This is a genomic window from Poseidonocella pacifica, from assembly GCF_900111875.1.
Classification (GTDB): Bacteria; Pseudomonadota; Alphaproteobacteria; order Rhodobacterales; family Rhodobacteraceae; genus Poseidonocella; species Poseidonocella pacifica.
Window position 1 is genome coordinate 51,549 of sequence record NZ_FOJU01000009.1, and the last position, 22,551, is coordinate 74,099.

General features: G+C 60.9%; 22 protein-coding genes. 15 read left to right on the forward strand and 7 right to left on the reverse strand.

Features of this window, described 5'->3' with window-relative positions; all coding sequences use genetic code 11:
- The first annotated feature begins 26 nt into the window (after positions 1 to 26).
- The 4 genes from rsmI to BM234_RS17050 all read left to right on the forward strand — a co-directional run bounded on the left by rsmI (position 27) and on the right by BM234_RS17050 (position 3,147).
- Entirely contained in the window at positions 27 to 884 is an 858-nt protein-coding gene (gene rsmI, locus BM234_RS17035; RefSeq protein ID WP_139226825.1) for a 16S rRNA (cytidine(1402)-2'-O)-methyltransferase, read from the forward strand.
- Positions 881 to 1,240 carry a YraN family protein gene (locus BM234_RS17040; RefSeq protein ID WP_092066987.1) on the forward strand — a complete coding sequence of 120 codons (360 nt, stop codon included), beginning with the start codon at positions 881 to 883 and terminating at the stop codon, positions 1,238 to 1,240. Before rsmI ends, BM234_RS17040 begins: the two co-directional genes overlap by 4 nt.
- Positions 1,241 to 1,306: 66 nt before the next feature.
- Complete coding sequence (gshB, locus tag BM234_RS17045) at positions 1,307 to 2,251, forward strand: glutathione synthase (protein ID WP_092066988.1); 945 nt, start codon at positions 1,307 to 1,309, stop codon at positions 2,249 to 2,251.
- Positions 2,248 to 3,147, forward strand: a complete 900-nt coding sequence (locus tag BM234_RS17050; protein WP_092066989.1) for an alpha/beta hydrolase fold domain-containing protein — start codon at positions 2,248 to 2,250, stop codon at positions 3,145 to 3,147. The genes gshB and BM234_RS17050 overlap by 4 nt, the downstream gene beginning before the upstream one ends.
- On the opposite strand, the gene BM234_RS17055 is transcribed toward BM234_RS17050, so the two are convergent.
- Both BM234_RS17055 and BM234_RS17060 read right to left on the reverse strand, forming a co-directional pair.
- Complete coding sequence (locus BM234_RS17055) at positions 3,108 to 4,631, reverse strand: YifB family Mg chelatase-like AAA ATPase (protein WP_092066990.1); 1,524 nt, start codon at positions 4,629 to 4,631, stop codon at positions 3,108 to 3,110. The genes BM234_RS17050 and BM234_RS17055 overlap by 40 nt on opposite strands.
- A gap of 65 nt (positions 4,632 to 4,696) precedes the next feature.
- On the reverse strand, positions 4,697 to 5,371 hold the full coding sequence (locus BM234_RS17060) for a glutathione S-transferase (protein ID WP_092066991.1): 675 nt from the start codon (positions 5,369 to 5,371) through the stop codon (positions 4,697 to 4,699).
- A gap of 224 nt (positions 5,372 to 5,595) precedes the next feature.
- On the opposite strand from BM234_RS17060, the gene BM234_RS17065 reads away from it, so the two are divergent.
- From BM234_RS17065 to BM234_RS17090, 6 genes are read left to right on the forward strand one after another with little or no spacing between them, the layout of a single operon-like run.
- Positions 5,596 to 6,471 carry an RNA polymerase factor sigma-32 gene (locus BM234_RS17065; RefSeq protein ID WP_092066992.1) on the forward strand — a complete coding sequence of 292 codons (876 nt, stop codon included), beginning with the start codon at positions 5,596 to 5,598 and terminating at the stop codon, positions 6,469 to 6,471.
- A complete protein-coding gene (locus BM234_RS17070) occupies positions 6,468 to 7,235 on the forward strand; it encodes a ChaN family lipoprotein (protein ID WP_092066993.1) in 768 nt (255 codons plus the stop codon). Before BM234_RS17065 ends, BM234_RS17070 begins: the two co-directional genes overlap by 4 nt.
- 52 nt (positions 7,236 to 7,287) lie before the next feature.
- A complete protein-coding gene (coaBC, locus tag BM234_RS17075) occupies positions 7,288 to 8,478 on the forward strand; it encodes a bifunctional phosphopantothenoylcysteine decarboxylase/phosphopantothenate--cysteine ligase CoaBC (protein WP_092066994.1) in 1,191 nt (396 codons plus the stop codon).
- Positions 8,475 to 8,933, forward strand: a complete 459-nt coding sequence (dut, locus tag BM234_RS17080) for a dUTP diphosphatase (RefSeq protein ID WP_425439250.1) — start codon at positions 8,475 to 8,477, stop codon at positions 8,931 to 8,933. Before coaBC ends, dut begins: the two co-directional genes overlap by 4 nt.
- Positions 8,933 to 9,994, forward strand: a complete 1,062-nt coding sequence (locus BM234_RS17085; RefSeq protein WP_092066995.1) for a HesA/MoeB/ThiF family protein — start codon at positions 8,933 to 8,935, stop codon at positions 9,992 to 9,994. Before dut ends, BM234_RS17085 begins: the two co-directional genes overlap by 1 nt.
- Before the next feature lie 20 nt (positions 9,995 to 10,014).
- A complete protein-coding gene (locus BM234_RS17090) occupies positions 10,015 to 12,030 on the forward strand; it encodes a M3 family metallopeptidase (protein ID WP_092066996.1) in 2,016 nt (671 codons plus the stop codon).
- Between the two features lie 67 nt (positions 12,031 to 12,097).
- Here BM234_RS17090 and BM234_RS17095 read toward each other — a convergent pair whose 3' ends face one another.
- The 4 genes from BM234_RS17095 to BM234_RS17110 form a co-directional block, all read right to left on the reverse strand.
- Positions 12,098 to 13,594: a phosphomannomutase/phosphoglucomutase gene (locus BM234_RS17095; protein WP_092066997.1), complete on the reverse strand. Its 1,497-nt coding sequence runs from the start codon at positions 13,592 to 13,594 to the stop codon at positions 12,098 to 12,100.
- Between the two features lie 19 nt (positions 13,595 to 13,613).
- Positions 13,614 to 15,239, reverse strand: coding sequence for a KpsE/RkpR family capsule polysaccharide export protein (locus BM234_RS17100; protein WP_092066998.1), 1,626 nt, complete (start codon positions 15,237 to 15,239; stop codon positions 13,614 to 13,616).
- Positions 15,217 to 15,876 (reverse strand): ABC transporter ATP-binding protein, encoded by a 660-nt coding sequence (locus BM234_RS17105; RefSeq protein WP_092066999.1) that lies wholly within the window; start codon positions 15,874 to 15,876, stop codon positions 15,217 to 15,219. Before BM234_RS17105 ends, BM234_RS17100 begins: the two co-directional genes overlap by 23 nt.
- 111 nt (positions 15,877 to 15,987) lie before the next feature.
- The gene (locus tag BM234_RS17110; RefSeq protein ID WP_425439251.1) at positions 15,988 to 16,659 is read right to left on the reverse strand and encodes an outer membrane protein; all 672 of its coding nucleotides are present in this window, start codon (positions 16,657 to 16,659) and stop codon (positions 15,988 to 15,990) included.
- Positions 16,660 to 16,874: 215 nt separating this feature from the next.
- On the opposite strand from BM234_RS17110, the gene petA reads away from it, so the two are divergent.
- From petA to BM234_RS17130, 4 genes are all read left to right on the forward strand, one after another.
- On the forward strand, positions 16,875 to 17,432 hold the full coding sequence (petA, locus tag BM234_RS17115) for a ubiquinol-cytochrome c reductase iron-sulfur subunit (protein ID WP_092067013.1): 558 nt from the start codon (positions 16,875 to 16,877) through the stop codon (positions 17,430 to 17,432).
- A gap of 11 nt (positions 17,433 to 17,443) precedes the next feature.
- The gene (gene petB / locus BM234_RS17120; RefSeq protein ID WP_092067001.1) at positions 17,444 to 18,784 is read left to right on the forward strand and encodes a cytochrome b; all 1,341 of its coding nucleotides are present in this window, start codon (positions 17,444 to 17,446) and stop codon (positions 18,782 to 18,784) included.
- A 16-nt stretch (positions 18,785 to 18,800) separates the two neighbouring features.
- Complete coding sequence (locus tag BM234_RS17125) at positions 18,801 to 19,589, forward strand: cytochrome c1 (protein WP_092067002.1); 789 nt, start codon at positions 18,801 to 18,803, stop codon at positions 19,587 to 19,589.
- A gap of 118 nt (positions 19,590 to 19,707) precedes the next feature.
- The gene (locus BM234_RS17130) at positions 19,708 to 20,028 is read left to right on the forward strand and encodes an antibiotic biosynthesis monooxygenase family protein (protein ID WP_092067003.1); all 321 of its coding nucleotides are present in this window, start codon (positions 19,708 to 19,710) and stop codon (positions 20,026 to 20,028) included.
- Positions 20,029 to 20,257: 229 nt separating this feature from the next.
- On the opposite strand, the gene BM234_RS17135 is transcribed toward BM234_RS17130, so the two are convergent.
- Complete coding sequence (locus BM234_RS17135) at positions 20,258 to 20,989, reverse strand: response regulator transcription factor (protein WP_175501315.1); 732 nt, start codon at positions 20,987 to 20,989, stop codon at positions 20,258 to 20,260.
- A 462-nt stretch (positions 20,990 to 21,451) separates the two neighbouring features.
- On the opposite strand from BM234_RS17135, the gene BM234_RS17140 reads away from it, so the two are divergent.
- Entirely contained in the window at positions 21,452 to 22,375 is a 924-nt protein-coding gene (locus tag BM234_RS17140) for a DMT family transporter (RefSeq protein WP_092067005.1), read from the forward strand.
- Positions 22,376 to 22,551: the final 176 nt, after the last annotated feature.

Here is a 22,551-nt window from a genome sequence, read left to right on the forward strand (position 1 = left end):
CATAGAGTACGGGGGAGGCGGGTCCAGTGGCGAATTACGAAAAGGTTGAACTTGATACCGGTCTGCATCTTGTGGCTGTGCCGATCGGGACCGCGCGCGACATCACCTTGCGCGCCCTGGATACTCTCGCCTCTGCCGATGTTCTGGTTGCGGAGGACACGCGATCGCTTCGGCGCTTGATGGATATTCATGGTGTGCCCCTCGGCGGACGGCGGATCGTGGCCTATCATGATCATTCCGATGCACGCGCGAGAGAGCGCGTCTTGGCCGAAATCGCAGCAGGGCATTCGGTTGCCTATGCGTCCGAAGCTGGAACGCCTCTTGTGGCCGATCCGGGATATCAACTTGTCCGGGAAGCAAAGGCCGCAGGGCATCATGTGACTGGCGCGCCGGGCCCTTCGGCACTCATTGCTGCGCTGTCCATCGCGGGGCTTCCGACCGACAGCTTCTTTTTCTCGGGTTTCTTGCCCAACGCAAAGGGCGCGCGGCAGGGAGAGCTGCGAGGTCTGGCCGAGGTCCCCGGAACGCTGATCTTTTATGAATCGCCCAAACGTATCGGCGCGATGCTGCGCGATGCGGCGGAAGCACTGGGCGGGGCGCGGGAGGCTGCGGTTTGCCGCGAGATCACCAAGAAGTTCGAGGAGGTCCGGCGCGGCACCCTGAGCGAATTGGCGGAATTTTACGCGGAGGAGACGCCAAAGGGCGAGATCGTGGTGCTGATCGACCGGGGGACGGGTGTTCAGGCCGGTGAGGAAGACATTTCCGCGGCACTTTCCAAAGCGTTGGAAACGATGTCGGTGCGCGATGCGGCGGATGCCGTGGCCACGGCCTTTGGGTTGCCAAGGCGCAAGGTGTATCAACAAGCCTTGGCCTTGGGCAGATGAGCCGCGTCGATCGGGGTAAACGCGCCCAACGAGCCGGTGCGGCGGCCGAAGATACTGTCCTGCGGCACTACGAGGAGAGCGGGCACCACATGGTCGCGCGCAACTGGCGCGGCCACGGGGGCGAAATTGACCTTATCTTTCGGATCGGCGCCGAGCTGATCTTTGTCGAGGTCAAATCCAGTCGTACTGGGGCGGGGGCGAGCCGCCTGCGCCCGGCGCAACTGGCGCGTATTCAGGCGGCCGCAGAAGAATTTCTCGGGGGGCAACCGGCGGGGTTACTGACGCCCATGCGGATCGATCTGGCCACGGTTGATGGTACCGGGCGCGTCGAGGTGCTGCAAAACCTCGGGGTCTGATCGCCATTGCAAGCAGGGGGGGGCTGCGCCATGTAGTGCCCGAGGCTTGGACAAAGGGGGTGGCGCATGGCGCTCAAGGTCGCAATCCAGATGGACCCGATAGGGCCGGTCAATATCGACGCCGACAGCTCATTCCGTATCGCGGAAGAGGCACAGGCGCGGGGGCATGAGCTTTTCTACTACACGCCCGACAATCTTTCCTTCCGCGAAGGACGCACCATTGCACGCGGCTGGCCGTTGACAGTACGGCGCGTGAAGGGCGACCACTTTGAGTTGGGAGCAGAGACGGAAATCGATCTTGCGGAGTGGGACGTCGTCTGGCTCCGTCAGGACCCGCCCTTCGATATGCACTATATCACCACGACCCATCTGCTCCAGCGGGTGACGCCGGGCACGCTGGTCGTCAATGATCCGTTTTGGGTGCGTAACTACCCCGAGAAGCTGCTGGTTCTCGACTTCCCCGAGTTGACGCCGCCTACCGCAATCGCGCGGGATCTGCGCACCATCCGGGAGTTCAAGAAGACGCATGGGGACATCATCCTCAAACCGCTCTACGGCAACGGCGGCGCGGGCGTGTTTCGGCTCGACGAGAACGACCGCAACCTTGCCTCCTTGCATGAACTCTTTACCGGGTTTTCCCGCGAGCCGCTGATCGTGCAGAAGTTCCTTCCCGCCGTGAGCAAGGGCGACAAGCGCGTCATCCTTGTGGATGGGGAGCCCGTGGGCGCGATCAACCGTGTCCCGGCAGAGGGCGAAACGCGCTCCAACATGCATGTGGGCGGCCGCGCCGAAAAGGTCGGCCTGACGGAGCGAGATCAGGAGATCTGTGCCGCGATCGGGCCGCTGCTCCGGGAGAAGGGGCAGATCTTTGTAGGGATCGATGTGATCGGCGACTATCTCACGGAAATCAACGTGACCTCTCCCACGGGACTTCAGGAGTTGGAGCGGTTTGACGGCGTCAATGTGACTGCAAAGCTCTGGGAGGCGATCGAGGCGCGCCGGGAGAGATGATCTCGCGGCGGTTGCGCCTTGCGAACCTGTTGCTGAGAGCGATCGGCAAACCGTCGCTCCAGCGTATCGAGACCCCCGAGGAGGCGGCTCGGGGCATGGCCCGCAGCTCGCGCTTCTTTCTGGCGCCTCCGGGCCTCGTTGCCTATCGCGACAGGGCCGGGTTCGCGCGTGTTCAGGTTGGCCGGATCGCGCCACGCCGCGCCCTGCTATATTTCCACGGCGGCGGTTATGTCGCCGGGGGTCTGCACAGCTATCGCGCCATGCTGGGTCGGTTGTCGTTGCTGACCGGACTGCATGTGGTGATGCCGGAATATCGCCTTGCCCAAGAGGCTCCCTTTCCGGCGGCTTATGGGGATGCCTTCTCCGCTTGGGTCTATTTGCGCCATATGGGCTATAGGGCTGAGGACATCGTGATTGGTGGCGATAGCGCGGGCGGGGGGCTGGCCCTGTCGCTGCTCGCGGGGCTGTGCGTGCGGGAGGAGCCTCCCCGGGCTGTCTTCGTCATCGGGCCGTGGACAGATCTGGCAGGCACCGGGGAGTCGCTCCAGTCGAATGCAGAGCGGGATCCATTCCTTCCTGCCGATCGGGTCGGCGAATTGGTGGATTTCTATCTGGGCGGTGCCAGCGCTGAGGATCCGCGCGCGTCTCCGCTGTATGCCGAGTTTCCAAAGCCGCCGCCGGTCCTTTTGCAGGTGGGCGAAGATGAGATCCTGCGCGATGATGCGGTGCGAATGGCCGCACGGCTTGGACCTGCGGCGACCCTGCGTCTGTGGGATGGGGTGCACCATGTCTGGCACATGGGGGATGGGTGGTTCCCCGAGGCGCGGGCGGGGTTGGTCGAAATCGCGGATTTCGTTCAGGCAGCCTTTACCGAGGAAAGCTCTGCGAGCCGGTAGCCGATCGCCTCGGCGACATGCGGGCGCCGCACCTCTGCCGATGTATCCAGATCCGCGATGGTCCGTGCGACGCGCAGGACGCGGTGATATCCGCGCGCCGACAATCCGAAGCGTTCGGCAACGCGGGTTAGAAGTGCCCGTCCTTCGGTATCTGGGGTTCCAATCTCCTCGAGCACTTCGCCTTCGGCGTCGGCATTGGTGCGCATGCCGGGATGATCCGCAAATCGTTCGGCCTGAACACTCCGCGCGGCCGCCACACGCTCCGCCACCTGTGCGGAGGTTTCCCCGCTTGGCGGGAGATCCAGATCGGCGAATGCCACGGGAGGTACATCGACACGCAGATCGAACCGATCCATGAGCGGGCCGGAGATTCGCCCGAGGTAGTCGTCGCCGCATTGCGGGACGCGCGCGCAGGCGCGGGCGGGATCGCTCATGTAGCCGCATTTGCACGGATTGGCCGCGGCCATCAGCATGAACCGGCACGGATAGCGGATATGGGCATTGGCGCGGGCCACCATGACCTGTCCTGTTTCGACAGGCTGGCGAAGCGTCTCTAGCACCTGCCGAGGAAACTCTGGCAATTCGTCGAGAAAGAGAACACCGTTGTGCGCAAGGCTGATCTCTCCGGGTTTGGCCAGACGCCCACCGCCGATGATCGCCGCCTGCGACGCGGTGTGGTGTGGCTCTCGGAACGGGCGGGCGCGGGAAATGCCCCCTTCGTCAAGTAACCCGGCGACCGAGTGGACCATGGAGGTTTCCAACGCTTCGGTTGCGGTAAGCGGGGGCAGGATACCGGGCATACGGGCCGCAAGCATGGATTTGCCGCTGCCGGGTGTTCCGATCATGAGCATATGGTGGCGCCCAGCGGCTGCGATTTCCATCGCGCGTTTGGCGCGTTCCTGGCCCTTCACGTCGCGCAAATCGCGGTGGCGTATATCCTGAGAGACTTCTCCCGGTAATGCCGGGGAGATCAGGGTGCGTCCCGTGAAATGTGCCACGACCTCGCCCAGCGTGGTCGCGCCGAAAACGGTGCAGGCCCCGACCCAAGCCGCCTCTGGGGCAGAAGCACGGGGGCAGAGCAGTGTGCGGTCCTCCGCCGCGGCGGCCATCGCCGCAGGCAGCGCGCCCACCACCGGAACGATCGCACCATCAAGCGACAACTCCCCCAGAGCGACGAGGTCCTGCGAGTCCTCTGCGGGGATGATGTCGAGCGCAACGAGAAGCGCGACCGCGATAGGCAGATCAAAGTGGCTGCCGACTTTCGGGAGGTCAGCGGGCGAGAGATTGATGGTGATCCGGCGCGACGGCAGGGCGATCCCCATGGCCGCAAGTGCGGCTTTGACGCGGTCCCGCGCCTCGGACACCGCCTTGTCGGGCAGCCCGACGACGGCAAAGGTAGGCAAGCCCGGTGTCACGGCACATTGCACTTCGACGAGGCGGGCTTCGACCCCCTCGAACGCAACTGTATGGATCCGCGCGACCATCGGCACCTCCCTCAAGGTTAGGGTTAACGCCTACGCCCGGGAAGGTTACCGAAGGATGAACGCGTTCAGACTGGCCACTCCTTCGTGGGCCATTCCCGTGCATAGTGTGTCTGTGGCGCGTCGGAGAGCCCCGCATCACGCCATTCCATGAATGCGGGATCGGTCAGATGCGCCGTCACATAGGCCTGTGCGTCCGGACCTACCTTGAGGCTATGCCCCGCAATCCGCGCCGCGACCGGGGCATAGAAGGCGTCAGCCGCCGAATACTCCCCACAAAGCCAAGGCCCCGTGGCACCGGTTTCCGCACGCGCCCAAGCCCACAACGCCTCAATGCGTGCAAGATCGGCCATGACCTCTTCAGTCGGGGCGCAATCGGAATAGGCCAGACGCAAGTTCATCGGGCAATGGTTCCGCAGTGCGGAGAAACCGCTGTGCATTTCCGCCGCCAGAGTGCGCGCGATGGCGCGGGCATTCGGGTCCTTGGGCCAGATCCGAACATTGGGGTGCCGCGATGCGAGTTCCTCTGCAATGGCGAGCGTGTCCCAGATGACATGACCATGCAGGGCGAGAGCGGGCACGGTACGTGCAGGCGGGAACTGGCCCAGCATATCGGCAAACCCCGGCTCATAGAGGCGCCCGAACACACATGTAACCGGCAGATTGAACTTCTCGAACAACAGCCATGCCCTGAGGGACCACGAGGAGTAGGAACGATCGCCAAGCGCGAGAAGATAAGACATCAAGGTTTCCAATCCAAAGGGATGCCCTCAGGCTAAACCCCTGACGCCGAATACAGAAATCAGAAATTGTGCGGCCGACTCAACAAATCGTGATCACCCTTTCCAAAAGAAATGTCACCTGAAAATGAACAAAACGCGCGCCCCGCGCGTAGTGCAAGCGAAACAGCAGGCAATTTACCGGTCTCCAATCGGTCGGATTTGGCTCAATCAGGGAGTTTCGTAAAATGGCATTTGATGGATTTGACAGCACCCTCTCGCGCCGCGCCATGAAAGCAGAGTTGCTTGATGCGGAAACTGAGTTGAGACTCGCCCATGCGTGGCGGGACCACCGCGATGAACAGGCCCTTCACCGGCTGATCACAGCTTATATGCGCCTCGCGATCTCCATGGCTGCCAAGTTCAAACGCTATGGCGCGCCGATGAACGACCTGATCCAAGAAGCTGGGCTTGGCCTGATGAAGGCTGCCGACAAATTCGACCCTGATCGCGGAGTTCGCTTTTCGACCTATGCGGTCTGGTGGATCAAGGCGTCTATCCAAGACTACGTGATGCGCAACTGGTCCATGGTGCGCACCGGGTCGACATCGTCGCAAAAGTCGCTTTTCTTCAATATGCGCCGTGTTCAAGCCCGCCTTGAACGTGAAGCCGCATCGGAGGGACGTGACCTTGACCGGCACGAGATGCGCAAGATGATCGCGACCGAAGTCGGAGTTCCGCTGCACGACGTCGAGATGATGGAAGGCCGCCTGTCGGGATCGGACTTTTCCCTCAATGCCACTCAATCCGCAGAGGACGAAGGTCGCGAATGGATCGACGCCTTGGAAGATGAGAGCGCACAGGCACAGGAAAATGTCGAGCTCAGCCATGATACAGAGCAACTGCGTCAATGGCTGCTGACGGCGCTTAACGCCCTCAATGAGCGGGAGCGTTTCATTATCCGTGAGCGGAAGATGCGCGATGCCCCCCGTACGCTCGAAAGCCTTGGTCAGGAATTGAAGCTGTCGAAAGAGCGTGTCCGCCAGCTTGAAGCCGCGGCGTTCCAGAAGATGCGCAAAAACCTTGAGGGCCAGAGCCAGGAAGTTCAGCACTTCCTCCTGTGAGATGGCTCGTCATATCGCTTTTGCTTTGCGCCTCCCATGTGGGGGCGCAAACGCGTTCGGATATCGTGATCCTCGGGGAAGCCCACGACAACCCCACGCACCACGCGGCGCAGGCTCGGATCGTCGCGGAACTCGCGCCGCGCGCCGTGGTTTTCGAGATGCTTACCGAGGAGCAGGCTGCGCGGATCCCAAAACAACGGTTGGATGAGCAGTCGCTGGAGGAACTGTTGGAATGGGCCTCTACCGGTTGGCCCGACTTCTCCCTCTACTATCCCATCTTCGAAGCTGCTGAGGGGGCCGCGATCTATGGCGCCGCGGTCCCCCGCGACGTCGCCCGTGCTGCGATGGCATCAGGGGCGGATGAGGCGTTTGGCGAGGATGCGGAGCGCTTTGGCTTGCTCGATCCCTTGCCGGAACAGGAACAGAGCGATCGTGAGCAGCTTCAGCGCGAGGCGCATTGCGGCGCGCTTCCCGAAGAGATGTTGCCTGTGATGGTGTCCATACAACGGTTGCGCGATGCGGTGCTCGCCCGATCTGCGCTCCGGGCACTGGAGGAAACGGGCGGTCAGGTCGTTGTCATTACCGGGAATGGACATGCCCGTGCTGACTGGGGCGTGCCCGCCGTAATATCGCGCGCCGCGCCTGACATACTGGTGACCACCTTTGGTCAATCCGAGGATGGGCAGGTTCCGCCCGGGCGCTTTGACAGGGTGTTTGACGCCCCCGCGCCCGAACGCGAAGATCCCTGTCTCGCCTTCCGCTAGTTGCGCCTCCTCGGCGCCGCGCCTAAGTTGCCGCGAGGCGCAGGGGGGCGACATGCTTGCAGGCAAACGCATTCTTCTCATCATCGGTGGCGGGATCGCCGCTTACAAGACGCTGGACCTCATCCGGCGGCTCAAAGAGCGTGGAGCGTCGATCACGCCGGTCATAACGCGCGCGGGAACAGAGTTCGTCACACCCCTTTCCGTGGCGGCACTTGCCGGAGAGACCGTCCATTCGGAGCTTTTTGATCTAACTTCAGAGGCGGAAATGGGCCACATCCAGCTGTCGCGCGTCGCGGATCTGGTCGTGGTCGCACCTGCGACGGCGGATATAATGGCCAAGATGGCAGGGGGGCGGGCGGATGATCTTGCCTCCACACTATTACTCGCGACGGACACGCCTATTCTGGTGGCGCCAGCAATGAACGTGCGCATGTGGGACCATCCTGCGACACAGCGCAACCTCGGCGTATTGCGCGGCGATGGGGTGCGCATGGTCGGGCCGAATGAGGGCAGCATGGCCTGCGGTGAATATGGGCCGGGCCGCATGGCAGAGCCGATGGAGATCGTGGACGCCATCCAACGCGCCTTTGAACAGGGCAGCCTGACAGGCCGGCGGATCATCGTGACCTCTGGGCCAACGCATGAGCCGATTGATCCGGTCCGGTATATCGCAAATCGGTCCTCGGGTGCACAGGGGACGGCCATCGCCCGTGCGCTTGCCGCGCTGGGGGCGGAGGTGGTCTTTGTCACCGGTCCAGCAGACGTGCCACCGCCAGTTGGCGTCGAAGTGATGCGGGTGGAAACGGCGCGCGAGATGCTCGCAGCGGTGGAATCCGCCCTTCCCGCCGATGCGGGCGTGTTTGCCGCGGCCGTCGCTGACTGGCGCGTGAAAGAGGCGAGCATGTCAAAGATAAAGAAGGAGAAGGGCACGTTGCCCAGCCTCAGCTTTGAAGAGAATCCCGATATTCTCGCCACGGTGTGCCGATCAGAGCAACGCCCCCGGCTCGTCGTCGGGTTTGCGGCGGAGACTGACGACGTCGTATCCCACGCCACGGCAAAGCGCGCACGCAAGGAATGCGACTGGATCGTTGCCAACGATGTCTCTCCCGGTACAGGCATCATGGGGGGGAGCGAGAATGCGATCACCCTTATTGATGGGGACGGCGCGGAAGAATGGCCGCGCATGGGCAAGGATGAGGTTGCGCGAAAGCTGGCCGCACGGATCGCGGAGTCGCTTTCGTGAGCGTGACAGTGGAACTGCTCTGGGAAGAGGGGGCCGACGCGTCGCTAGGTCTGCCTCGTTATGAGAGTGAGGGGGCCGCGGGGGCCGATCTGCGGGCCAACTTCCCCGATCGCGGCAAGGTAGAGCTTTCGCCGGGCGAACGCGCGCTGATCCCGACGGGGCTTCGCCTCGCCATACCCGAGGGGTACGAGGTGCAACTCAGGCCGCGTTCGGGGCTTGCTCTAAAGAACGGGATCACCCTGCCCAACAGTCCGGGCACCATCGACAGCGATTATCGCGGGCCGCTCGGTATCATCGTGATGAATGCGGGAACCCAAGCGTTCACAGTCACCCACGGAATGCGGATTGCGCAGATGGTGGTTGCACCTGTCCTTCAGGCTGGCTTCAGGATCGTCGACACCCTCTCGGAAACGGTCCGAGGCGAGGGCGGCTTTGGCTCAACGGGCCGGGGCTGATGCTCTTTGTTCTGGCACTGGGGGCGGCGATCTGGGGGCTGGGGCACCTGATGGGAGCATCGCGCCGGCAGCGATGGCTGTTGCTTCTGCTCCTCTACATCATGGTGGTACTCGTCAATCTGACACTGCCCGAAGGTGCGTCGTTGCGGCAGGCTACAGGGGGCAGCGCGGCGGGCTGGCTGATACTGGGTGGATTTGCCGCAATGGTTTGGGGGTATCGGGCGCTTCTGTCCCGGATCAGAAACCGTGCGCGACCGGCCTCGGTGCCGCAGACACCGAAGGGAACGTTCAGCGAAACGGAGCTGGAACGTTATGCCCGCCATATCGTTCTGCGCGAGGTTGGCGGGCCGGGTCAGAAAGCGCTGAAACACGCGCGGGTTCTAGTGCTCGGAGCGGGGGGGCTCGGCGCGCCCGCGCTGCAATACCTCGCGGCCGCAGGGATCGGCACCATCGGAATAGTCGACGATGATGAGGTGGAGCTTTCCAACCTTCACCGGCAGGTGATCCATACTGATGCGCGGACCGGTATGCCCAAGGTCTTTTCCGCTGAGGTCGCTCTTCGTGCACTCAATCCACATATCGACGTCCTGCCGTACCACCGGCGTTTCGATGACAGCGTGGCGCGGGACCTTGTCGCGGATTTTGATGTGATCCTCGATGGGACCGATAATTTCGACACGCGGTATCTGGCCAACAGGGTTGCAGCCGAGCTTGGCAAACCGCTCATCTCGGGCGCGCTCAGCCAGTGGGAAGGGCAGCTTTCCGTATTCGACCCCGCCCAAGGTGGCCCGTGCTATGAATGCATCTTCCCCACGCGCCCGGCTCCGGGTCTTGCCCCGTCCTGCGCTGAGGCTGGCGTAGTGGGGACTTTGCCGGGGGTGGTAGGGGCGATGATGGCCAATGAGGCGATCAAGCTGATCACCGGCGCCGGGGCTTCGCTTCGTGGCGACATGCTTATTTACGACGCGCTCTATGGCGAGACGCGCAAGGTTCACCTGCACCGCCGGGACGATTGTCCGGTCTGCGGCGCTGGAACTGTGCCACGTCAGCACATAGCTTGAGCCTGAAAAGGAGTCTGCTGATGACCAATCCATTGCTTGGGCCTTGGGATACCCCCTTCGCGCTCGCCCCGTTCGACAAGATCAATGATGCCGATTTTGCGCCTGCCTTTGACGAGGCTCTTGCCCGCGCGGAGGCGGAGATCGAGGCCATTGCAGAGCAGGCGGAAGAGCCAAGCTTTGCCAATACCATCGAGGCTCTGGAAGTGGCCGGGGCCGATCTCGACTGCGTGCTATCGGTATTTTACACGGTGTCCGGAGCGGATTCCAACGAAACGCGGCAAGAGTTACAGCGCGCATTTTCCCCGAAGCTGGCCGACTATGGGAGCCGGATTTACGGCAACAAGGCGCTTTTCGCACGGGTTCGGGATCTGTGGGAGCGGCGTGAAGAATTGAGCCTGACTTCGGAGCAGGCCCGCGTCCTGATGCTGACGCACCGTGGGTTTGTTCGGGCTGGCGCAGCGCTGGATGGGGACGAAGACGCGCGGATGAGGGAAATAAAATCCCGTCTCGCGGTTCTTGGCACCACGTTTACCCAGAACCTGCTGGCGGACGAATCCGCGTGGTACATGGAGCTTTCCGAAGCTGACCTGGTGGGATTGCCAGATTTCGTTATCGCTTCGGCCCGTGCGGTAGGCGCGGAAAAGGGGCTGTCGAACCCTGTCATCACGCTCTCGCGCTCTCTCATCGTACCGTTCCTTCAGTTTTCACCGCGCCGCGACCTGCGCGAAACGGCGTTCAGGGCATGGGAAAGCCGGGGCGCAAACGGAGGGAATACGGACAATCGCGCCATTTGCGCCGAGGTCCTCTCGCTCCGAGCGGAAAGAGCCGCACTCCTTGGCTATGCCAATTTCGCAGATTTCAAGCTTGAGACGGAAATGGCAAAGACGCCTGCAAACGTGCGCAAGCTGCTTGGCGACGTGTGGACCCCGGCAAAGGCGCAGGCGGAGCAGGATGCCGAAGTTTTGACGTCGATGATGCGGACGGACGGAATTGCTGGTGATCTGCAACCTTGGGATTGGCGCTATTATGCGGAAAAGCGGCGCAAGGCGGAGCATGATCTCGATGAGGCGGCGCTCAAGCCCTATCTGCAACTGGATCGGATGATCGAAGCGGCCTTTACCTGTGCAAATCGGCTGTTCTCTCTGGAGTTCAAGCCTCTTGACCTGCCGCTCTATCACCCGGATTGCCGCGCGTGGGAAGTCACGCGGGAAGGGGAGCATGTTGCCGTCTTCATCGGCGACTACTTTGCCCGCGCATCCAAACGCTCGGGGGCATGGTGTTCCGCGATGCGCGGCCAGCGCAAGTTTCCCGACCCTCAAGGGCCGGTGGTGATCAACGTCTGCAATTTCGCCAAATCCGAGCCGGCTCTGCTCTCATACGATGATGCGCGCACCCTCTTTCACGAGTTCGGCCATGCCCTGCATCAGATGTTGTCCAATGTGACCTATGAGAGTGTTTCAGGTACCTCCGTCGCCCGCGATTTCGTCGAACTTCCCAGTCAGCTTTTTGAGCATTGGCTCGAAGTGCCGCGGGTTCTGGAAGAATTCGCCACTCACGTTGAGACCGGCGAGGCGATGCCGCCCGAAATGCTGGTGAAGGTGCTGGGTGCCGCGAATTTCGATCAGGGGTTTCAAACCGTCGAATATGTGGCATCGGCCATGGTTGATCTGGAGTTTCACGAGGGCGAACCACCCGCTGATGTGATGCAGAAACAGGCAGAGATACTCGATGGCATGGGAATGCCAGCCGCCATCCGAATGCGCCACGCCACACCGCAGTTCGCCCACGTATTCGCGGGGGATGGGTATTCGAGCGGATACTATAGCTACATGTGGTCGGAGGTCATGGATGCGGATGCCTTCGCCGCTTTTGAGGAGGCTGGGGATGCCTTCGATCCGGCCAGTGCCCGAGCGCTTGAGGAAAATATCCTGTCGACCGGCGGGTCGCGTGATGCCGAAGAGTTGTACCTTGCCTTCCGTGGCAAGCTTCCGGAGGTGGAGGCATTGCTGAAGGGGCGGGGCCTGATCGCGGCCTGAATGGAAAACGGCGGCCCGGGATCGCGCCCGAGCCGCCGTTTAAAGAATGTGACCTCTCGCGCGGCCCTTAGAACGTCTGGTCGTACTCGCCCACGCCGGGCTCGGTGCGGATCACCGCATCAAGATCGGCAAATATCGCGCGAAGTTCGTCCTCACTTTCGGGGCTTTCACAGACGACGACGAGGTTCGGTGTGTTGGAGGACGCGCGTACCAACCCCCAGCCGCCGTTGTCGAGGATGACGCGGGCGCCATTCACCGTGACCACTTGCGCGATCTTGCGTCCACCGAGAGTGCCGCCTTCCGCCGCCCGCGCCGTCAACTTCTCCACCACCCGTGCGAGGATGTCGTATTTTTCGAGGTCCGCCGCATAGGGGGACATCGTCGGGGTCGCCCATGTGCGCGGCAAGGCGCGGCGCAGATCGCTCATGGACATGTCTGGGTTGCGGTCCATCAGCTTGCAGATTTCGACCGCAACGCGCATGCCGCAATCGTAGCCGCGCCCGATCGGCTCGGCGAGGAAGTAGTGGCCGGATTTCTCAAAGCCTGCGAGTGCGCCAAGTTCCTTGACGCGCCGCTTCATGTGGGAATGGCCGGTTTTCCAGTAATCCGCCTTGACCCCGTTCTTCTGCAACTCTGGATCAGAAGCGAAAAGCCCGGTGCTTTTGACGTCCGCGACAAAGGTAGCGCCGGGGTACAGTTTGGAGAGATCACGCGCCATGATGACGCCAACCTTGTCGGCAAAGATTTCCTCGCCCTCGTCGTCGACCACGCCGCATCGGTCACCGTCGCCGTCAAACCCAAGTGCAAAATCGGCCCCGCTTGCCTTCACCGAAGCGGCCATATCGTGCAGCATTTCCATCGCTTCGGGATTGGGGTTGTAGTGGGGGAAGGTGTAATCGAGTTGATTGTGGCTCTCCACGACCTCTACGCCCATCCGGCGGAATAGCTCGGGGGCGAAGGCGGACGCGGTTCCATTGCCCGTCGCACAAACGACCTTGAGGGGGCGAGACATGCGGAAATCCCCGACCAGATCGTCCAGATAGGCCTCTCGGACACCCTCGACAAACTCATAGGCCCCACCGGCGTGCGGTTCTCCTCGTCCCTCAAGAACAATGTCGCGCAATTCAGCCATCTCGTCGGGGCCGTGGGTCAGCGGTCTCTCGAACCCCATCTTCACGCCGGTCCAGCCATTGGGATTATGCGAGGCCGTCACCATCGCAACTGCCGGAGCATCAAGGTGGAATTGCGCGAAGTAGGCCATGGGCGACAGACATGGGCCGATATCCTTGACCGTGATGCCAGCCTGCATCAGCCCGAGAATGAGGGCGTTCTTGATCGACAGGGAGTAGTCACGATAGTCGTTCCCGACCGCGATGACGGGCTCTATGCCCCGCTTGCGAATCTGGGTTCCAAGGCCGAGCCCAAGCGCGGTCATGCCCGGAAGATTGATTTCCTCGGGGTATTTCCAGCGTGCATCATATTCGCGGAAACCAGTGGGCGCGATCATCGGGTCACGCAAAAATTCCCACGTGTTGGGGCGGACGACTGGGCTCGGTTTGGTCAAGACAATTCCTTTGGTGAAACTAGTTGGAGACCTGCTCGCGCAGGACAGAAGCGGTGAGGGAAATCATGAGGTAGAGACCCGAAAGGATCAGGAAGGACAAGATGGTGTCCTCAAAGGCACGCGGGTAGGTCGCCTCATCGGGGGCAACGGGATCGACGCTTCGCGACAGGTAACGTGTTTGCCGGTTGGCTTCGAGCTGAGCGGTTTCGAGGTTCTGAAGAGCGGATTGAAGCATCAGGTTCTGCATTTCCAGATCCGCTTGCGCCAGTTTTATGCGTGTCGTGATCTCTGCGAGGGAGCCTTCTCCTTCGACGGCGACGTTCATGCGCGTGCGCAGGGTGTCGAGCAGGTCCTGCAACCGGACGATATCACCACGAACGCCGTCAACGCGGCTCGCATTCGGGCGGCGGTTGTCGAGAAGAGCCTCCAGTTGTAGCTGCTTTTCCTGAAGTTCCAATTCGCGCTGCGTTATCTGGGCGCGCAGAGCAGCAATGCGCGCTTCGGGATCGACGATGGAGGCTTCCTGCTGCAATGAAACCAGCGATTCCTGCGCAAGCCGCCGGTCGTCCATGGCCTTTTGCAGCGTGGCCCGAGACTCGCTGAGTTGGTCATCGCGCTTCCGGCGGGTCAGGTTATCGACCCGTTCTTCGGCATATTCGATCAGGCGTTCCGCGAACATTTGGCTCGTCAGCGGATTCGCCGCGATGACTTCCATCTTCACGACGCCCTCGGTCGGATCATATCCGAGCTTCACGTTCTTTCGATAAAGTTTATAGGCGTCTTCGTTGCTGGCATCGTCATCAAGGCGCTGGATCGGATCGATGAAATCCTGTTGGAAATGGGCCTTGAACCCAAGCTCCTCATCGAGGCGCAACATGGCCGCGCGGTTCTCTAGGTAGGATTGGACGGCGATTGAATCCTGATTGGTATTGAACTGCGCGGGCAACAGCCCCCCCAGACCACTGCCACCGGAACCCCCTTCGGCTTGCTGGATCACGAACTCGGATTTTGTAGCGTACATCGGCGTCGCTATCCGATAGAAATAGTCGGCCGCGATCAGTGTCGGAAGTCCGACAAACACCGCCAGACGCAAGAAGAGCAAGCCAAGTTTGCGGCGGCGGCGGCGCGCGATATCGCGCTGAATTCGGGCGACTTCTTCGCTGCGCCGCTGTGCAGGGCTTGGCGGGCGGGGAAGGTCGGGTGGCGCGGGCTGCGGGCGCGTCTGGGGAAGGCTGGCTGCTGTGTTTGCCTCGGGCGCGGATTCTTCGGCGGAGGAGACGACAAGGCGCAGTGTATTGGTCCGTTTAAACGGGTCGATCCCATTGGCTCGCAACAAACGCACGGCATCGAGATCCGACGAGGGGCTGAGGCCTTGTTTCTGCGCCATGCGGCGCGCCATGCGGAGTTGTCGTGCCGTGAGTTCTTCGCCTCGGATCGCCTCCAGATCGGCAGCGGCACCTTCCGGCGGTCCAGCTATGGCACCTGTCGTGCTCTCTACAGCAGCGCCTTCGGGGGCTGCTGGGCTGGTAGTCTTGGCAATGTCGATTGGTCCCGGGGCTGCGGCCTCAGGTGACGATCCGGCATGCTGTTCGCTCGAGGCGCGTCGCCTGATGCGATATTTTCTAGCCTTGGGTTTCATAGTCATAGAGTACTTTCGCCTCTTCCAAGGTGTCGAACATATGAAGCTGTCCGTCCAGCAGAACCGCCGCGGATGTGGCAAATTTTTCCAATGTTTTGGGTTGATGCGACACGATCACGATCGTCGTCGTCCGCAGTCGCTCCTGTAGGATTTCCCCGGCCTTCCGATTGAATTCCACATCCGTGGTGGAGGGCATACCCTCGTCGATCAGGTATATGTCGAAGTCGAGCGCGAGCAGTAGGGAAAAGGTAAAGCGTGCCTTCATCCCGGAGGAATAGGTGCCGAGCGGCTGGTCGAAATATTCCTCCAGCCCGCACAACCAGCGACAGAATGCCTCTACATAGTCCGGATCCAGACCATAAAGCCGCGCGATATAGCGAGCGTTCTCCATCGCTGAAAGCCGGCCGATCACACCCCCCATAAACCCCAAGGGAAAGGAAACGCGGCAATTCCTGCGGATTGTGCCTTCGTCTGGTTTTTCCAGCCCGGCCATCATGTTGATCAGGGTTGTCTTGCCGGTGCCATTGGGCGCGAGGATCCCCATCGACCGGCCCAATTCGACGCGAAAAGAGGCCCGGTCAAGAATGACCTTGCGCTGTGTCCCCGTCCAGAACGATTTGCTGACTGTGTCGAATTCAAGCATCGGCGTTTCCCGCCACCCAAGCTACCGCCTATTCACCGAAGGTTAACAGGGCCTTTAGGTGAATGACCTGACCTGCATAGCGCCGTTCGGGCAGGGGAGAAAGGCCAGCGGTCAGAAGCGGAAGTTCAGCCCGAGGTTCACCGCATTGGTGATGATGTCGGTTTCCAACTCTCCGCCGCCGTCAAGATCGGCGGTATTGGACGAGTAGGTGAACTGATATTCCCCGAAAACCGCGACGGTCTCATTGATATCATAGCTCGCACCCGCTGTCAGGCGCGCGGCGGGACCGGTCACCTGATAGCCAAAGGTTTTATCCCCGCCCGTGGTTTCGACATCCACATGCGGAATCGCAAGGCCGACGCCGCCCGCCACATAAGGCGTGAACGGCTGGAAACGATCCGGCCAGCGGCGCGTGGCGTTCAGGGTGAGGATGTTCAGGCCATCAGTGAATTCAAGCCGGTCAAACCCTGCATCGTCGCGCTCATCTTCGGGCGCGTAGACCTTGGCGTGCGTGAATTCGATGCCGTAACCCATTTCCGGGGTGCGCCACCATGTCGCGCGCAGGCCATAATAGGGCGGTGCCTCTCCGCTGCGGCCTTCCCAACCGATCAGAGAATCGATGTCGCCGCCCCCGGGGTAGTCGCCGTCTATCCGGCTATGCGGGGAGGTTTGCACACCTGAATAAACGCCAAACTCCCACTCCTGCGCGGTAATAGGCGCGGCAGCGGCAAGACAGACGAGCGTAAGGGTCGAACCGATCAGGCGGCGAGTGGAGATGGGCATCATGGGAACCGGGATGAGGAAATGACAAGCGTTGCTACAAGATTAAGTGCGATACTGTGCGCTGGCAACCACCGCGGACCGGAACTTTTCAACTGCGCGGGATTGTCCGCTGGACGGCTTGCGCGGAGGGCGCTAAAACCCGCGCCCATGGACTGTGGTGGAAATCACGGTCGAAAATTCGTTTGGGCCACCCGGCCAATGGAATGGAGAATCTCGTGTCGCACGCAGAAGATCACGAAGGCACCCGCCGAGACTTCCTGTATTTCGCCACGGCCGGCGCAGGCGCCGTTACGGCCGGAGCCGCCATTTGGCCGCTTGTCAATCAGATGAACCCCTCTGCCGACGTTCAGGCGCTGGCTTCGATCCGCGTCGATATCTCGGGTATCTCCGAAGGAACGCAGCTTACTGTGAAATGGCTCGGCAAGCCGGTTTTCATCCGCTACCGCACCGCCGAGGAGATCGAAGAGGCCCGCAGCGTCGATATGTCGGAACTTCCTGACTCTGATGCGCGCAATGCCAACATCGGTGACGCACCCGCGACGGACCAAAACCGCGCTCTTGGCGAAAACAGCGAGTGGCTGGTGATGATGGGTGTTTGTACGCACCTCGGCTGTGTGCCTCTGGGCGAAGCCGGGGACTTCAACGGCTGGTTCTGCCCGTGCCACGGCTCGCATTATGATACCGCCGGACGCATCCGCAAGGGTCCGGCCCCTGAAAACCTGCCCGTTCCGCTGGCAGAATTCGTCGACGAGTCGACGATTCAACTGGGATAAGGACCTGCGCGATGGCTGGAATTCCACACGATCATTACGAACCGAAAACCTCCGGGGAAAAGTGGCTCCATCGCCGCCTGCCCATCGTAGGCATTCTCTACGACACGATCATGATCCCCACCCCCAAGAACCTCAACTGGATGTGGATCTGGGGCATCGTCCTGACGTTCTGTCTGGCGCTGCAGATCGTGACGGGCATTGTACTTGTGATGCACTACACGCCTGACACGAACCTAGCTTTCGCGTCGGTCGAGCACATCATGCGCAACGTGAATGGCGGCTTCATGATCCGCTATTTGCACGCGAACGGTGCATCACTCTTCTTCGTTGCTGTTTATCTCCACATCTTCCGTGGCCTCTACTACGGCTCCTACAAGGAACCGCGCGAGGTGACGTGGATCATTGGCATTCTTATCTACCTGTTGATGATGGGCACCGCCTTCATGGGCTATGTTCTGCCTTGGGGACAAATGTCCTTCTGGGGCGCCACCGTGATCACCGGTCTTTTCGGGGCTATCCCGCTCATCGGTGAGCCGATCCAGACATGGCTCCTTGGCGGCCCTGCGGTTGACAACTACACGCTTACGCGGTTCTTCTCGCTGCACTATCTCATGCCCTTCATCATCGCCGCGCTCGTCGTGGTGCATATCTGGGCGTTCCACACCACGGGCAACAACAACCCGACCGGTGTCGAGGTGCGGCGCGGATCGAAGGCCGAAGCACAGAAGGACACTGTTCCTTTCTGGCCTTACTACGTAATCAAGGACCTCTTCGCACTCGCGGTGATCCTCGCGGTGTTCTTCGCCATCGTCGGTTTTATGCCGAACTATCTTGGCCACCCGGACAACTACATCGAGGCGAACCCGCTCGTCACGCCGACGCACATCGTGCCCGAATGGTACTTCCTGCCGTTCTACGCGATCCTGCGCGCCTTCACCTCCGAGGTCTGGGTCGTTCAGATCGCGTCCTTCATCACGGGCGGCATCATTGATGCGAAGTTCTTCGGGGTTCTGGCGATGTTCGGGGCAATTGCGGTCATGGCGCTTGCGCCTTGGCTTGATACCTCCGCCGTGCGCTCCGGCCGCTACCGCCCGATGTTCAAGGCTTGGTTCGCCCTGCTTTGCGTCGACTTCATGGTTCTGATGTGGCTCGGCGCGATGCCTGCGGAGGAGCCTTATGCGTCCTTCTCGCTGATCGCATCGGCCTACTGGTTCGGATATTTCCTGGTGATCCTGCCCCTGCTGGGCGTCATCGAAAAGCCGCTGCCGCAGCCCGAGACCATCGAGGCCGACTTCGCAGCCCACAAGGCCAAGACGGGCGGCTCCAAGACGCTCGTCGAGCCGGCCGAATAAGAAAGGACACGGGAACATGTTCAAGCAACTCGCGATCGCGGCAGCCACGTCCCTGGCCCTTTCCGGAGGGGCCGTCCTCGCCGCGGGTGGCGAAGGCCATATCGAGGATTTCGACTTTTCCTTCGAAGGGCCCTTTGGCACCTATGACCAAAATCAACTGCAGCGTGGACTGAAGATCTACACCGAGGTTTGCGCAGGGTGTCACGGCCTCAAGCAGGTGCCGTTGCGCACATTGTCTTCCGAGGATGGCCTAGGCTTGCCCGAGGATCAGATGCGCGCTTATGCGGAAACCTACGAGGTTTTCGACGCCGAACTCGACGATTACCGCCCCGCACGGCCTACGGATCATTTCCCGGCCAATACCGGTGTCGGCGCTCCTGATCTTAGCTTGATGGCCAAGGCTCGGGCGGGTTTTCACGGCCCATATGGGACGGGGATCAACCAGTTTCTCAAGGGGATCGGCGGACCGGAATATATCGCCTCGCTTCTGCTCGGCTATACCGGTGAAGAGAAGACCGAAGCCGGCGTGACGCTTTATGAGAACACAGCCTTTCCGGGTGGCTGGATTTCAATGGCGCCACCGCTCTATGGTGAAGATGTCGATTTCGACGATGGTCATGACAACGATCTGCATCATGAAGCCATGGATGTTGCGGCTTTCCTGATGTGGGCCGCGGAACCCAAGATGATGGCGCGCAAGGAGGCGGGTTTCACCGCCGTGCTCTTCCTTACGGTGCTTTCGGTCCTGCTCTACGTGACCAACAAACGGATCTGGGCCCCGCTCAAAGGCAAGAAGACTCCCTGAGAGGGCTCCCTCTTCCACCAAGTTTGGCGCTCCGCGGTTTTGACCCCGGGGCGCTTTTTGTATCTGGCGCTTGGCGATGGCGTTTGCCGCAGCTAGCATCGGGCAGAGGAGGACTGCTATGCTCAGTATTTCTGCCGAGGCCCCGCTTCAAACCATCATCACCACCTTTGAGACCACGCCCGGTGCGTGCCAAGATCTACTCGAGGCGCTGACAGAGGCGTATGAGGTTTTCATATCGAAACAACCGGGTTTCATTGCCGCGGGCTTGCACGTGAACGATGCTCAAACGCGGATCGCCAATTATTCGCAGTGGAAGCGACGGGAAGATTTTCAGGCCATGCTCCGCACCGCTGAGATGCGCGAGCGTAGCCGCATGTTCAATACCCTATGCCGCAGCTTCGAGCCGGTGCTGTATGATGTCGTGGCGAGCTACGGCTAGCACTGTTTGCTCAAGGCGGGTTGAGCAAGCGGCCACGTGGTCATGAAGATCTGGTAGTCATCACCCACGTGGCCGCGACGCGGGCCACATGGCATGCGTTGACAGCTTGAGGTTCAACGAAGAATGCCGCCGCAGGAGGGGGTTCTCGCCTCATAGGCGGGATAACCTCCGGGGGCGCAGAAGGCCGCTGAGTACGATACTCAGCCGGCCTTGCAGACATGGCGCTTCTTCAGGCGGCGATATCCATCTTGTGGGCATCCGCGGCGTTGTCGAGGGGCGGTGTGGGTCCGGTAACCTCACTCAACCGATACCCGCGACCACGAACAGTTTCGATCACGACCTGAACGCTTCCCGCCGTGGCAAGTTTGCTGCGGATCTTGCAAACGAACACGTCGATGATGCGCGGTGTTGGCTCGTTCTCGAAGGCGTAAATTTGGCTAAGAAGTTCGTCACGCGTGACCATGCGCTTGCGGTTCAACGCGAGGTGTTCGAGCAACTCGTATTCCTTCGGGCTCAGAGGTACCCGCGAGGCGGGGGCAAAGACCACTCGGTTGAGAAGGTCGACGCGGAGATCCCCAAGTTCGATCAACGGCTGCGAAAGCCCGGCTGCGCGTCGCGCCACAGCCCCGATTCGAGAGACGACGACATCGCGATCGGAGCTCGCATCAATGACGTCATCTGCGCCGGCATTCAGCAGTCGTGTGCGCAAGGTTTCGTCACCGCGTCCGTCGATAAATACGATGGGGCAGGTGGGCGCGGCATCGCGCAATTGCATGATCACTTCGAAAGGGCTTGGCCCGCCACTGTCGGTATCCAGCACAATCGCATTTTGGCGCGCCGTCCGCGTATAGGATGCTAGGTATTCGCCGGCGTCGCAGCTGGTGATCAAAAATCCCGCGTCGCGCAGACCCTTGGCTATTCCGGCCGTGGCCCAAGTCGTATCCGCAATCAGAATCCTCATGGTCTTTCCTTCCTTGCCGTCCGCCCGGTTTGGTTGCGTTATTCGCTGCCAGACCGAGCGCGGCCATGATCCGTGTGCCTTCTGGCGGCAGGCACGCCTCATGTCCGAGTCGAGGAATAGCCCGCTATGGTTTCCGAAATGCCACTCAATGCAGCCGAAAATTTGTACAGATTGCGGCGAGAATCTGGCTGGACGTAGGGTCACTTTTAGGCTCATGAGGCGCGGGAAGGACCTTCTGCCTCTTCATGAACTCATTGCGGACTGTGCAGGGGCCACAGGGGTAAACCTTACCCCAGCACTGTGCATGCCCTTGAAACTCCGGGCCGGGGCCGCAGTATTGCTGGCAGTAAACGGGTACTCGAGCAGTTCGCGGTTGCGTATCCCTCAAACCAGAGCTTGCCCGACACGGGCGCTGGTATTTGCGCTGTCTGCTATGCCATCAAAGCGCCGAAAGGAAACATCATGTCCCCCCTGCGCGGTATCGCCTTAAAACTCACAGCTGTTTCGATGTTTCTGGTGATGGCCGCGCTGATCAAGGCGACTTCCGATGTTGTTCCCCCGGGAGAAGCTGTTTTTTTCAGGTCTGCGGGCACATTGCCGATCATTCTGGTGTGGCTTGCATGGCGCGGCGATCTGAAAACAGGACTGAAAACGGCGCGCCCCATGGGCCATATCTGGCGCGGGGTTATCGGCACTTCGGCCATGGCGTGCAACTTTGCGGCGCTCGGTTTGTTGCCACTCCCGGAGGTCACGGCTTTGGGCTATCTCGCGCCCATTCTGACCGTCCTATTCGCCGTGGCCTTGCTTGGGGAGCGCGTCCGGGTATTCCGTTTGTCGATGGTGCTTCTGGGGCTGGTGGGCGTGGTGATCATACTTTGGCCGCGACTGACGCTTTTGCGGGCTGGGTTGCTCGACACAGCGGCGCTTTTGGGAATTGTTCTTGTGTTGGCGTCCGCATGCTTCAGGGGGCTGGCGCATGTCCACATTCGCAAATTGACGGCGACGGAGGAAACCTCGGCAATTGTCTTCTGGTTCTCGATCACCGCGACATTGTTGAGCCTGCTGACGCTACCCTTTGGCTGGCGAATTCCCGGGATGGAGGCAATGCTGATGCTGATCGGGGCGGGCCTTATTGGCGGGGTTGCACAGATCGCCCTCACATCAGCCTATCGCTACGGCAATGCCTCGCTTCTCGCGCCGTTCGACTATGCGTCGATCCTTCTGGCCACTGCCGTAGGCTACATCTTTTTCGATGAGACACCAACGAGTTGGATGATCGCCGGTTCCTGCGTGGTGATGGCGGCAGGGCTCGCCATTGTTTTCCGCGAACGTTACCTCGGAATCAAGCGCGGCAAGGCTCGATCTGGGCTCACTCCGCAAGGATGAATTAAGTATTTTCGTAAACTTTTTTTGACAGTTTTATTAAGCTCACTAAGTCCTGCGCTACGGAAATATTATCAGCGCGGTGGCTATGTCTGAAAATCGTGTTGGCGGTGGATCAACTCAGGCCAATATCGCCCTGAATGCTACTACGGCATCGCCTTTGCGGCGCGCCACCATCC

Excerpts from the sequence above, each read along its gene's own strand:
- BM234_RS17065 (WP_092066992.1), top strand. The coding sequence starts at position 5,596 with ATGGCATTTGATGGATTTGACAGCACCCTCTCGCGCCGCGCCATGAAA.
- BM234_RS17140 (WP_092067005.1), top strand. The coding sequence starts at position 21,452 with ATGTCCCCCCTGCGCGGTATCGCCTTAAAACTCACAGCTGTTTCGATG.
- BM234_RS17050 (WP_092066989.1), top strand. The coding sequence starts at position 2,248 with ATGATCTCGCGGCGGTTGCGCCTTGCGAACCTGTTGCTGAGAGCGATC.
- BM234_RS17040 (WP_092066987.1), top strand. The coding sequence starts at position 881 with ATGAGCCGCGTCGATCGGGGTAAACGCGCCCAACGAGCCGGTGCGGCG.
- BM234_RS17060 (WP_092066991.1), bottom strand. The coding sequence starts at position 5,371 with ATGTCTTATCTTCTCGCGCTTGGCGATCGTTCCTACTCCTCGTGGTCC.
- BM234_RS17105 (WP_092066999.1), bottom strand. The coding sequence starts at position 15,876 with ATGCTTGAATTCGACACAGTCAGCAAATCGTTCTGGACGGGGACACAG.
- BM234_RS17130 (WP_092067003.1), top strand. The coding sequence starts at position 19,708 with ATGCTCAGTATTTCTGCCGAGGCCCCGCTTCAAACCATCATCACCACC.
- BM234_RS17055 (WP_092066990.1), bottom strand. The coding sequence starts at position 4,631 with ATGGTCGCGCGGATCCATACAGTTGCGTTCGAGGGGGTCGAAGCCCGC.
- gshB (WP_092066988.1), top strand. The coding sequence starts at position 1,307 with ATGGCGCTCAAGGTCGCAATCCAGATGGACCCGATAGGGCCGGTCAAT.
- BM234_RS17110 (WP_425439251.1), bottom strand. The coding sequence starts at position 16,659 with ATGCCCATCTCCACTCGCCGCCTGATCGGTTCGACCCTTACGCTCGTC.
- BM234_RS17085 (WP_092066995.1), top strand. The coding sequence starts at position 8,933 with ATGCTCTTTGTTCTGGCACTGGGGGCGGCGATCTGGGGGCTGGGGCAC.
- coaBC (WP_092066994.1), top strand. The coding sequence starts at position 7,288 with ATGCTTGCAGGCAAACGCATTCTTCTCATCATCGGTGGCGGGATCGCC.
- BM234_RS17135 (WP_175501315.1), bottom strand. The coding sequence starts at position 20,989 with ATGAGGATTCTGATTGCGGATACGACTTGGGCCACGGCCGGAATAGCC.
- BM234_RS17125 (WP_092067002.1), top strand. The coding sequence starts at position 18,801 with ATGTTCAAGCAACTCGCGATCGCGGCAGCCACGTCCCTGGCCCTTTCC.
- BM234_RS17100 (WP_092066998.1), bottom strand. The coding sequence starts at position 15,239 with ATGACTATGAAACCCAAGGCTAGAAAATATCGCATCAGGCGACGCGCC.
- BM234_RS17090 (WP_092066996.1), top strand. The coding sequence starts at position 10,015 with ATGACCAATCCATTGCTTGGGCCTTGGGATACCCCCTTCGCGCTCGCC.
- petB (WP_092067001.1), top strand. The coding sequence starts at position 17,444 with ATGGCTGGAATTCCACACGATCATTACGAACCGAAAACCTCCGGGGAA.